This is a genomic window from Arthrobacter sp. NQ7 (assembly GCF_029581595.2).
In the GTDB taxonomy this organism is placed as follows: Bacteria; Actinomycetota; Actinomycetes; order Actinomycetales; family Micrococcaceae; genus Arthrobacter; species Arthrobacter phenanthrenivorans_B.
In genome coordinates this window covers 575,383-585,724 of the sequence record NZ_JARFXU020000001.1, presented here as the reverse complement: position 1 = coordinate 585,724, position 10,342 = coordinate 575,383, and the positions used below count along the sequence as shown (strand labels likewise).

6 protein-coding genes are annotated in these 10,342 nt (G+C 65.6%); 1 reads left to right on the top strand and 5 read right to left on the bottom strand.

Translation table 11 applies throughout. The annotated features are described in order from the left end of the window. The first annotated feature begins 368 nt into the window (after positions 1–368). A complete protein-coding gene (locus PUN71_RS02830) occupies positions 369–1,328 on the top strand; it encodes a DUF559 domain-containing protein (protein WP_277797274.1) in 960 nt (319 codons plus the stop codon). Between the two features lie 233 nt (positions 1,329–1,561). Here PUN71_RS02830 and PUN71_RS02825 read toward each other — a convergent pair whose 3' ends face one another. The 5 genes from PUN71_RS02825 to glgX form a co-directional block, all read right to left on the bottom strand. Further along, positions 1,562–2,647 (bottom strand): inositol-3-phosphate synthase, encoded by a 1,086-nt coding sequence (locus PUN71_RS02825; protein ID WP_043454726.1) that lies wholly within the window; start codon positions 2,645–2,647, stop codon positions 1,562–1,564. A gap of 167 nt (positions 2,648–2,814) precedes the next feature. Continuing rightward, entirely contained in the window at positions 2,815–3,855 is a 1,041-nt protein-coding gene (gene mgrA / locus PUN71_RS02820; protein WP_277797273.1) for an L-glyceraldehyde 3-phosphate reductase, read from the bottom strand. A gap of 100 nt (positions 3,856–3,955) precedes the next feature. Then, positions 3,956–5,725 (bottom strand): malto-oligosyltrehalose trehalohydrolase, encoded by a 1,770-nt coding sequence (gene treZ / locus PUN71_RS02815; RefSeq protein ID WP_277797272.1) that lies wholly within the window; start codon positions 5,723–5,725, stop codon positions 3,956–3,958. Next, the gene (gene treY, locus PUN71_RS02810) at positions 5,722–8,049 is read right to left on the bottom strand and encodes a malto-oligosyltrehalose synthase (protein ID WP_277797271.1); all 2,328 of its coding nucleotides are present in this window, start codon (positions 8,047–8,049) and stop codon (positions 5,722–5,724) included. The genes treZ and treY overlap by 4 nt, the downstream gene beginning before the upstream one ends. Further along, positions 8,046–10,286 carry a glycogen debranching protein GlgX gene (glgX, locus tag PUN71_RS02805; RefSeq protein ID WP_043454722.1) on the bottom strand — a complete coding sequence of 747 codons (2,241 nt, stop codon included), beginning with the start codon at positions 10,284–10,286 and terminating at the stop codon, positions 8,046–8,048. Before glgX ends, treY begins: the two co-directional genes overlap by 4 nt. Positions 10,287–10,342 lie beyond the last annotated feature (56 nt).

The following is a 10,342-nucleotide window of genomic DNA, read 5'->3' as shown; positions in this document are numbered from 1 at the left end:
TATCCAATTCCACACCTCGTCGGCTCGTATTTTTTTATAATTACCCACCCAAATTCACCACCCCGCCACCCCCTCCCGCCCCCAAGCCACCAACCCGCCTTCACCTCCCCCCCCCAATCCACCAACCCGCCATCACGTTCCGCCCCCAATTCACCAACGCCCGATCAGATTCCACCCCCAATAAACCGACCCGCCATCACCTTCCACCCCCAATTCACCAACGCCCGATCAGATTCCACCCCGAATAAACCGACCCGCCATCACCTTCCGCCCCGAATTCACCAACGCCCGATCACCTTGGAACCATCGAGGTCTTTTCCTGTGGATAACTCCTGCAGCGGTCAAGCCTTCTACGCCAGAATGCCAGCATGCATAAGCGCGCTGATTTACCGTCGACCCTGGCAAGCTCTCCGTTCACATACGACTCGGCGGTAACTGCCGGTGTGTCAGCGAAGCGGCTGCGGAAGGATGACGTGGTCCACGTCAGCCGGCGGTTGTACCGCCCGTCGACTTGGAACTTCGAATTGGAAGCCGCGGCACGCGTCCTCTCCGAAGTTTCGCCAGGCGCGTGGATTTCACACGTCACGGCTGCACGTTTGCACTGTCAGCTGCTCCCCGCGCGGCTGTCGGATTCAACTGAACTGCATATGAGCAAACCGAAGCATTTGCCGCAGGTTCGCCGGAAAGGTGTCATTGCCCATAAGGTAATGGCCAGTGCCGACGAAATCGAAACTGTCGACGGCATCCCCATCAGCACCCGTTCCCGAACCTGGCTCGACTTGGCACGGCGACTGTCGCTGGCTGAGCTGGTCTGCCTTGGAGACCAAATCATTCGCATCCCTCGAGCGGAGTTTGAAGCCAGGTCACAGCCCTTTGACACACTGGAGGGTCTCAGCGCTTTAGTCGGCCGGCACCCCAATCTTCAGGGGGTCGTGCATGCCCGGGAAGCCTTGGAGCTGATGCGGGTCGGCGCTGATTCCGCACCGGAATCGATGCTGCGGCTGGCCATGCTTGACGCGAACTTGCCAGAACCTGACCTGCAAATAGCACTTCGACCGAATGATGCGGCTTCCCCTACGGCCGACTTGGGCTACCGTCACCGGCGCCTTGCAGTCCAGTACGACGGCGGCCACCATCTTATTGAGGCCCAGCGATTGAGTGATCGACGGCGCGACAAAGCCTTCGAGTCGGCCGGGTGGACGGTTCTGGTATTCACCAAGGACGATGCCACGGACGGTTTCCGACGAGCTGTAGCGGCAATCAAACGGCACCTTCGCGCGGCGTGGAGTGACCACTCCTACTCGGCCGGTTTTGCCGGAAGCGGGTGAAACAAAACGCCACTGCCGCCTCCAGAATCGCAGCCCGCCGCGTATACGCTCCCCAGGGGACGGGAAGTGATGGCGCGTGTCGGGAGAATACGCAGGAAGTGATGGCGCGTCGCGGAAAAGCCGGCAAAAAGTGATGGCGCGTCCCGGAAAAGCCGGCAAAAGGTGATGGGGCGTGTTAACGCAGGACGCTCCCCCACCCTATGCGGGTGAGGGAGCGTTGGCTGCCGGAAGGGTTAGCGGTCCAGGTCGCCCCGGATGAAGGCTTCGACCTTTTCGCGGGCGAGGTCGTCGTTGAACTGCTCCGGCGGGGACTTCATGAAGTAGCTCGACGCCGACAGCAGCGGGCCGCCGATGCCGCGGTCCAGGCCGATCTTGGCCGCACGGATCGCATCGATGATCACACCTGCGGAGTTCGGGGAGTCCCAGACCTCCAGCTTGTACTCCAGCGACACCGGGGCGTCACCGAAGTTCCGGCCCTCCAGGCGCACGAACGCCCACTTGCGGTCATCGAGCCACTGCACGTAGTCGGACGGGCCAATGTGGACATCCTTCGCGGCCAGTTCAGCCTCGACGTTGGAGGTCACGGCCTGGGTCTTGGAAATCTTCTTGGACTCCAGCCGGTCACGCTCCAGCATGTTCTTAAAGTCCATATTGCCGCCGACGTTCAGCTGGTACGTCCGGTCCAGCGTCACGCCGCGGTCCTCGAACAGCTTGGCCATGACGCGGTGCGTGATGGTGGCGCCGATCTGGCTCTTGATGTCATCGCCCACGATCGGAACACCTGCGGCAGTGAACTTGTCAGCCCACTCCTTGGTCCCGGCGATGAACACGGGCAGCGCGTTGACGAACGCCACGCCGGCGTCGATGGCTGCCTGGGCGTAGAACTCCGCGGCCTGCTGCGACCCGACCGGCAGGTAGCAGACCAGGACGTCAACCTTGGCGTCCTTCAGGGCCTGGACCACGTCCACGGGCTCTTCGGTGGATTCCTCGATGGTCTCGAGGTAGTACTTGCCCAGCCCGTCCAGGGTGTGGCCGCGCTGGACCGTGACACCGGTGGGCGGGACGTCGGCGATCTTGATGGTGTTGTTCTCGCTGGCCAGGATCGCATCAGCCAGGTCAACGCCGACCTTCTTGCCATCAACGTCGAACGCGGCGACGAACTCAACGTCACCCACGTGGTAGCGGCCAAACTCAACGTGCATCAAGCCCGGAATAGTGGACTGCGGGTCAGCGTCCTTGTAGTACTGGACGCCCTGCACCAGCGAGGCGGCGCAGTTACCCACGCCAACGATTGCAACACGGATCGGATGTGAAGACACAGAACTCCTTTGGGGACAAACGTTCGCCCGCCGGAGGGGCCTTCGCAGGAATAACGACGGCGGCCGGCTGGCACGGCGCCGCGCGGCGCCTTTTCATACTACCCAACAGGCCGGGGCCGGGGATTGTTCCCCCGGCCCCGGCCGGTTGGGTAACGAAACATTCAGTCTCAGGCGTTCTGCTTCCAGAGGTTGATGTCCGACTCCACCGCGAATTCATCGATGGCGGTCAGCTCCTCATCGGTGAAGCTGAGGTTGTTGATGGAGGACAGCGTGTCTTCGAGCTGGCGGACGCTGGAGGCACCGACCAACGCTGAGGTCACGGGTGAGCCCTTGGGCTGGTCCCGCAGGATCCAGGCGATGGCCATCTGCGCCAGGGACTGCCCGCGGCCTTCGGCAATCTTCCGCAGCCCGCGGACCCGGTCCAGCTTCTCCTCCGTGATGGATTCCTCGGAGAGGAAACGGGCCTTGGCGGCCCGGGAGTCGGCGGGAATGCCATGGAGGTACCGATCGGTGAGCATCCCCTGCGCCAGGGGCGAGAAGGCGATGGAGCCGGCACCCACCTGGTCCAGGACCTCGTACAGGTTGGGTGAGCCGTCCTCTGTCCACCGGTTGAGCATGGAGTAGCTGGGCTGGTGGATCAGCAGCGGCGTGCCCAGTTCCTTGAGGATGCGGGCCGCCTCGAGCGTCTGCTCGGGGGTGTAGGAGGAGATGCCGGCGTACAGGGCCTTGCCGGACCGGACAGCGTAGTCCAGGGCGCCCATGGTTTCTTCCATCGGCGTTTCGGGGTCGGGCCGGTGGCTGTAGAAGATGTCCACGTAGTCCAGGCCCATGCGCTGCAGCGACTGGTCCAGGCTGGAGATCAGGTACTTGCGGGATCCCCATTCACCGTACGGGCCGGGCCACATGTAGTAACCGGCCTTGGTGGAGATGACCAGTTCGTCGCGGTAGGGCTTGAAGTCGTCGCGCAGGTGCCGGCCGAAATTGGTTTCGGCGGAGCCGTCCGGCGGGCCGTAGTTGTTGGCAAGGTCGAAGTGGTTGACCCCAAGGTCGAAAGCCCGCCGCAGGATGTCGCGCTGCTCTTCGAACCGCTTGTCGTCGCCGAAATTGTGCCACAGGCCCAGGGAGATGGCCGGAAGCTTCAGGCCGCTGCGGCCCACCCGGCGGTAGGGCATTGATTCGTAGCGGTTGTCCGCTGCTGCATAAGTCATGGGGTCAATCCTGCCAGCTGTGACCCACGCTACACACCACGTGTTAGCGCTCAGCAGAAAAGTTACGCCGCGGGCCTCCCCGCGGCGTAACCTCCCCTGCCTAGGGCTTCAGGACCGCCGCACTCCATGGCGCCAGGTCCAGCGAGCCGCCGTCCAGACCGGTTCCTTCGTCCGTGGCCAGGAGGACCGTGCCGGCAGCCCCGTCCAGCCGGACCTTGGAGTCCGAAAGGTTGAGCAGCACCTCGATGGATCCGCGCCGGAACCGGAGCCACCCGGCGTCGTCGTCGAACGAAATCTCCGTCTCGCCAAAGCCGCCCGCCGCCAGGTCCGGGTGCTCCCGCCGCAGCGCCGTCAACGAGCGGTACAGCTCCAGGAGCCGCGCGTGGTCGCCCGTTGCGGCCTCGGACCAGTCCAGCTTGGACCGGCGGAATGTCTCCGGGTCCTGCGGGTCAGGCACGACGGCGGGATCCCACCCCATGCGCTCGAATTCCTTGATGCGCCCTTCCGCGGTGGCCTTTCCCAGCTCCGGTTCGGGATGGGAGGTGAAGAACTGCCACGGGGTGGTGGCCCCGTACTCCTCGCCCATGAACAACATGGGCGTAAAGGGCCCTGTCAGGGTGAGGACGGCAGCCACGGCCAGCTGCCCGTAGGACAGGGACTGCGAGAGCCTGTCTCCGGTTGCGCGGTTGCCGATCTGGTCGTGGTTCTGGTTGCAGACCACCAGTGCCGCCGGGTGCGCCAGGGAGGCGTTGACGGGCCGGCCATGGTGCCTGCCGCGGAAACTGGAGTAGCTGCCGTCATGCAGGAAGCCGTCCTTCAGCACCTTGGCCAGAACCCCCAGCGACTCGAAGTCCGAGTAATAGCCGGTGGTTTCACCGCTGACGCTGACGTGCACCGCATGATGGAAGTCGTCGCTCCACTGTCCGGCCAGGCCGTAGCCGTTAACGTCCCGGGGGTAGATCAGGCGGGGATTGTTGAGGTCCGATTCCGCGATCAGGGTCTTGGGCAGCCCGGTGTCGGCCGAGACGGCATCGCCCAGGGCACCCAGCTCCTCCAGGATGTGCACCGCGCGCTCGTCGCGCAGGGCGTGGACGGCGTCGAGCCGGAGCCCGTCCACGTGGTAGTCCCGCAGCCAGAGGGCGGCGTTGTCCAGGATGTACTCGCGGACCACGTCGGAGCCGGGCCCGTCCAGGTTCACCGAGTCACCCCACGTGTTGGCATCGCCCTGCTTGAGGTACGGGCCGAACCTGGGCAGGTAGTTCCCGCTGGGCCCCAGGTGGTTGTAAACCACGTCCTGGATGACGCCCAGCCCTGCGGCGTGGGCGGCGTCGACGAACCGCTGGTAGGCGGCAGGTCCACCGTAGCCTTCATGCACGGTGTACCACTGGACGCCGTCGTAGCCCCAGTTGTGCGTGCCGTTGAAACCGTTGACCGGGAGCAGTTCCACGAAGTCGATGCCCAGCTCCACCAGGTAGCCCAGTTTCCCGGCGGCAGCATCGAGGGTGCCTTCGGGGGTGAAGGTTCCCACGTGGAGTTCGTAAATGACCGACCCCTGCAGTTGCTTTCCGCGCCAGCCGGCATCCTGCCAGGCGTAGGAGGCGGGGTCATACGTGCGGGACTGTTCATGCACGCCCGAGGGAAGGCGGCGGGAGCGCGGGTCCGGGACGGGTTTGATGTCCCCGTCCAGCAGGTAGCCGTAGTCCACGTCGCCGTCCGCGGGGGCGTCCGGTGCCGTCCACCACCCTTCAGAGCCCGGCGCCGTCTCCTTCTTTCGCATGGGGTACTGCCGGCCGTCGGCCACCAGAACCACCGATGAAACCTCCGGTGCCCACACGTCGAAGCGTTCGGGTCCAGCGTTGACCAGGGTCATGCGTTTTCTCCATCCACGGGTACCAGCAGGGCCACGGGGTAGGTACCCAGGACCTCTGCCACCGAAACCCGGCCGGGGCCGTAGGCGGCTCCGGTCAGTTCGTCGCCCATGGCAACGGGAAGGTCGACGGCGGTGTCCCGCCAGCCGCCGGCGGCGTCCAGTCCTGCGGGGAGCCGGGTGGCCAGCGTCAGGGCGCCGGAGGAGGCATCGGTTCCGCGGGAGAACGCGAGCAGGTGGCCCCCGGCGGCACCGGTGGCGTCCACCGGCACGTATCCCTGGAAGAGCTCCGGCCGGTCGCGCCGCAGCCGCAGCGCCCTGGAGGTGACCAGCAGCTTGCTGGCCTCCGTGCCTGCATCCGGCAACGTGCCGGCGTCGAGCTTGGCAAGTTCTGCCCGCCGCGCGTCGAAGTCCACGGGGCGCCGGTTGTCCGGGTCCGTCAGCGAACGCTCCCAGAACTCGCTGCCTTGGTATACGTCCGGCACGCCTGGCATGGTCAACTGCACCAGCTTGGCCGAAACCGAGTTGGCGGCGGAGAATGCATCAATCCGGGAGACGAAGTCCTCAACCACCCTGGTCACCCGGGCGTCGTCGAAGACGGCGTCCACAGCCCCCTTCACCTTGGCCTCGAAGTCCTCGTTGGGGTCCGTCCATTTGGTGGAGTTGCCGGCCTCACGTGCCGCTTTTTCCGCGTACCCCTGCAGCCGTTCCCGGCTGGCCGGCCAGGCTCCGACGATGGCCTGCCACAGCAGGTTCTCGTAGGGGCCGTCCGGGATCGGCGCCAGGCCCCGCAGCGTCTCCAACGTATCCGCCCATTCCTGCGGCAGCTCGGCGATGACGGAGATCCGGGCCCGGGCGTCCTCGCTGCGTTTGGTGTCATGCGTGGACAGGGTGGTCATGGACAGCGGCAGGTCCTGCTGACGCCGCTGCATCCGGTGGTGGAATTCCTCCGGAGCCACCGCGAACTCGGTGGGCTCGGCACCGACTTCGGTCAGGGTGCCCAGCCGGGTGTAGCGGTAGAACGCGGTGTCCTCCACGCCCTTGGCCATGACCATGCCGGAGGTCTGCTGGAACCGGATGGCGATGGGGTTCGCGGGATCCAGCAGCAGCGGAAGGAGGGTCCCCACCGCCACGTCCAGGTCCGGCCGGTGCGCCGCGGCGGACTCGCACGCCTCCTTGAGGACGTCGGCACCCACGGGCAGGTACGACCGGTAGACCGGGAAGGATGCGATGATCTCGGCGATGGCATCGGCTGCCTGCTCGACGGACAGCCCGCGGGATTCGGGAACCAGGCGGGCCAGCCGCAGCACCTCGGACCGCAGGATGCCGTCCGCGATCATGCGCTTGGTGCCGCGGATCATCTCCGCGTAGTTGGCGGGCTCTGAGGCTCCCCGCAAGGAAGCGTCCAGCGCGTCCAGCGCCTGCTCCCCCGAGGGGTCCACAAAGACCCGGTCCACGTCCGCCAGTGCGTCGTATCCGGTGGTGCCTTCGCAGGCGAAGTCCTGCGGCAGCACTTCGCCGGGTTCCAGGATCTTCTCCACCAGCACGTAGGCGCCGCCGCTGAGGTCCTTGAGCCACCGGAGGTAGCCTGCGGGATCGGCCAGGCCGTCCGGGTGGTCCACGCGGAGCCCGTCCACCAGTCCCTCGGTGAACCAGCGGCCCACCTCGGCATGGGCCTTTTCGAACACGGACGGTACTTCCACCCGGATGCCGGCCAGGGTGGTGACCGCGAAGAAGCGCCGGTAGTTCAGCTCGGCGTCAGCCCGGCGCCAGTCCATCAGCTGGTAGTGCTGCCGGCTGTGCACGTCCTGCGGGGAGTCGCCCTCGGTGTACGTGCCCTCGGCCAACGGGAACCGGTGGTCGTAGTAGCGGAGTTCGCCGTCCTTGACCTCCAGCTTGTCCAGGTCCGCCTCCGAGCCCAGCATGGGAAGCCGGACCTTTCCGCCGCCAAGGTCCCAGTCGACGTCGAACGCTTCGGCGTAGGGTGATTCGCGGCCCTCCTTGAGCAGGGACCACCACCACGGGTTCTGCGCCGGCGTGGCAACGCCCACGTGGTTGGGAACGATGTCCACGAGGACGCCCATGCCGTGTTCGCGGGCTGCCTTGGACAGGGCCAGCAAACCTTCGGGCCCGCCCCGGTCCGGATCCACGGCGGAAGGATCGGTCACGTCATAACCGTGGTCCGAGCCCTGCTCCGCGGTGAGGATGGGTGACAGGTACACCCAGTCCACGCCAAGGTCCTTCAGGTAGGGAACCGTGGCGGCGGCGTCGAAGAGGGTGAAGCTGCTCCTGATCTGCAGCCGGTAGGTGGAGACCGGCGTCCTCATGCTTCGGTGGCCCTTGCCTCGCTTGCTTCCGCTGCCTTGGTCTGGGCTTCCACCATCTCCTCCTGGGCTTCCTCGTGTTCCGCCCTCGATGCCAGGGAGGCGGCTGCGGAGGTGTCCACTTCGGCTTCCGGGCCGGAGTAGGCGCGCAGGACCACCATGGACTTGGCGTCCAGGGTCAGGGTGGCCTTCGCCTTGAGCGGCTCGTATGCGTCCGCCTGGGCGGCGGTGTCGATCAGGACCTCCCAGTACTGCGAGTATTCCTCGTCCGGAAGGCAGAACTCCACCGTGTCGTCGTGGGCGTTGAAGGCCATGATGAAGCTGTCATCGGTGATGCGCCGGCCGCGTGCGTCCTGTTCCTGGATGCCGTCGCCGTTGTAGAAGACGCCGATGGTCCGGCCGAAGCCGCTCCCCCAGTCCTCGGGCAGCATTTCCGTGCCGTCGGTCTTCAGCCAGACGATGTCCGGCAGCTTTTCGCCCTGGCCACGGCGTACCGGGCGGCCGTCGAAGAAGCGGCTGCGGCGGAAGGTGGGGTGGTCGTGCCGCAGTTTGTTCACAAAGGCCGTGAACTCCACCAGCGGCTGGTCCATGGCCTCCCAGTGGATCCAGCTGAGCTCGGAGTCCTGGCAGTAGGTGTTGTTGTTGCCCTGCTGGGTGCGGCCGAGTTCGTCGCCGTGGAGCAGCATGGGCACGCCCTGGGAGAGCAGCAGCGTGGCGATGAAGTTCCGCTGCTGGCGGGCGCGCAGGGTCAGCACCTTGTCGTCGTCAGTCTCGCCTTCCACGCCGCAGTTCCAGGAGCGGTTGTGCGATTCGCCGTCGTTGTTGCCTTCGCCGTTGGCCTCGTTGTGCTTTTCGTTGTAGGAAACCAGGTCCCGCATGGTGAAGCCGTCGTGCGCGGTGACGAAGTTGATGGAGGCCACCGGACGGCGGGCCGAGCTTTCGTAGAGGTCGGCAGAGCCGGTCAGGCGGGACGCGAATTCGCCCAGGGTGGAGGGCTCGCCGCGCCAGAAGTCACGGACGGTGTCGCGGTACTTTCCGTTCCATTCGGTCCATTGCGGCGGGAAGTTGCCCACCTGGTAGCCGCCGGGACCCACGTCCCACGGCTCGGCGATGAGCTTGACCTGCGAGACTACCGGGTCCTGCTGGATGAGTTCGAAGAAGGTGGAGAGCTTGTCCACGTCGTAGAACTCGCGGGCCAGCGTGGAGGCGAGGTCGAAGCGGAAACCGTCCACGTGCATCTCGGTGACCCAGTAGCGCAGGGAGTCCATGAGCAGCTGCAGCGAGTGCGGGTGCCGGACGTTCAGGGAGTTGCCGGTGCCGGTGTAGTCCATGTAGTGCTTGAGGTCGCCGTCCACCAGGCGGTAGTAGGCCTGGTTGTCGATGCCCTTGAAGGACAGCGTGGGGCCGAGGTGGTTACCTTCGGCGGTGTGGTTGTAGACGACGTCGAGGATGACCTCGATGCCGGCCCGGTGGAGGTCGCGGACCATGGCCTTGAACTCCTGCACCTGGTGCCCCACGTCGCCGGTGGCGCTGTAGGTGTTCTGGGGGGCGAAGAAGCCGATGGTGTTGTAGCCCCAGTAGTTGCTGAGGCCCTTGTCCACGAGGGTGCCGTCGTTGACGAACTGGTGGACGGGCATGAGTTCGATGGCGGTGACGCCGAGCTTCTTCAGGTGCTCGATGACGGCCGGGTGCGCCACGCCGGCGTAGGTGCCGCGCTGCTCTTCGGGGATCTCGGGGTGCAGCTCGGTGAGGCCCTTGACGTGGGCTTCGTAGATCACGGACTCGTGGTAAGGGATCTTCAGCTGACGGTCGCCGTCCCACTCAAAGAAGGGGTTGATGACCACGCCGTGCATGGTGTGCGGTGCGGAATCGGCGTCGTTGCGGGAATCGGGATCGCCGAAGTTGTACGAGAACAGCGCCGGGTCCCAGTCGATCTGGCCCTGGATGGCTTTGGCGTAGGGGTCCATCAGCAGCTTGTTCGGGTTGAAACGGTTGCCGCTCGCGGGATCGTAGGGTCCGTGGACCCGGTAGCCGTACTTCTGGCCGGGCTGGATGTGCGGCAGATAGCAGTGCCACACGTAGCCGTCCACCTCGGTCAGTTCGATCCGGGTTTCGGTCAGGTCATCGGCCAGGAGGCAGAGTTCGACCCGCTCGGCCCGCTCGCTGAACAGGGCGAAGTTGGTGCCGGTGCCGTCAAAGGTAGCTCCCAGCGGGTAGGCATTTCCAGGCCAGACTTCCATCGTGCTCCTCATTTATTGGTCAGCAGCAGAGGGCATCGGGACGCCCCTGCTGCTGG

Excerpts from the sequence above, each read along its gene's own strand:
- PUN71_RS02830 (WP_277797274.1), top strand. The coding sequence starts at position 369 with ATGCATAAGCGCGCTGATTTACCGTCGACCCTGGCAAGCTCTCCGTTC.
- mgrA (WP_277797273.1), bottom strand. The coding sequence starts at position 3,855 with ATGACTTATGCAGCAGCGGACAACCGCTACGAATCAATGCCCTACCGC.
- treZ (WP_277797272.1), bottom strand. The coding sequence starts at position 5,725 with ATGACCCTGGTCAACGCTGGACCCGAACGCTTCGACGTGTGGGCACCG.
- treY (WP_277797271.1), bottom strand. The coding sequence starts at position 8,049 with ATGAGGACGCCGGTCTCCACCTACCGGCTGCAGATCAGGAGCAGCTTC.
- glgX (WP_043454722.1), bottom strand. The coding sequence starts at position 10,286 with ATGGAAGTCTGGCCTGGAAATGCCTACCCGCTGGGAGCTACCTTTGAC.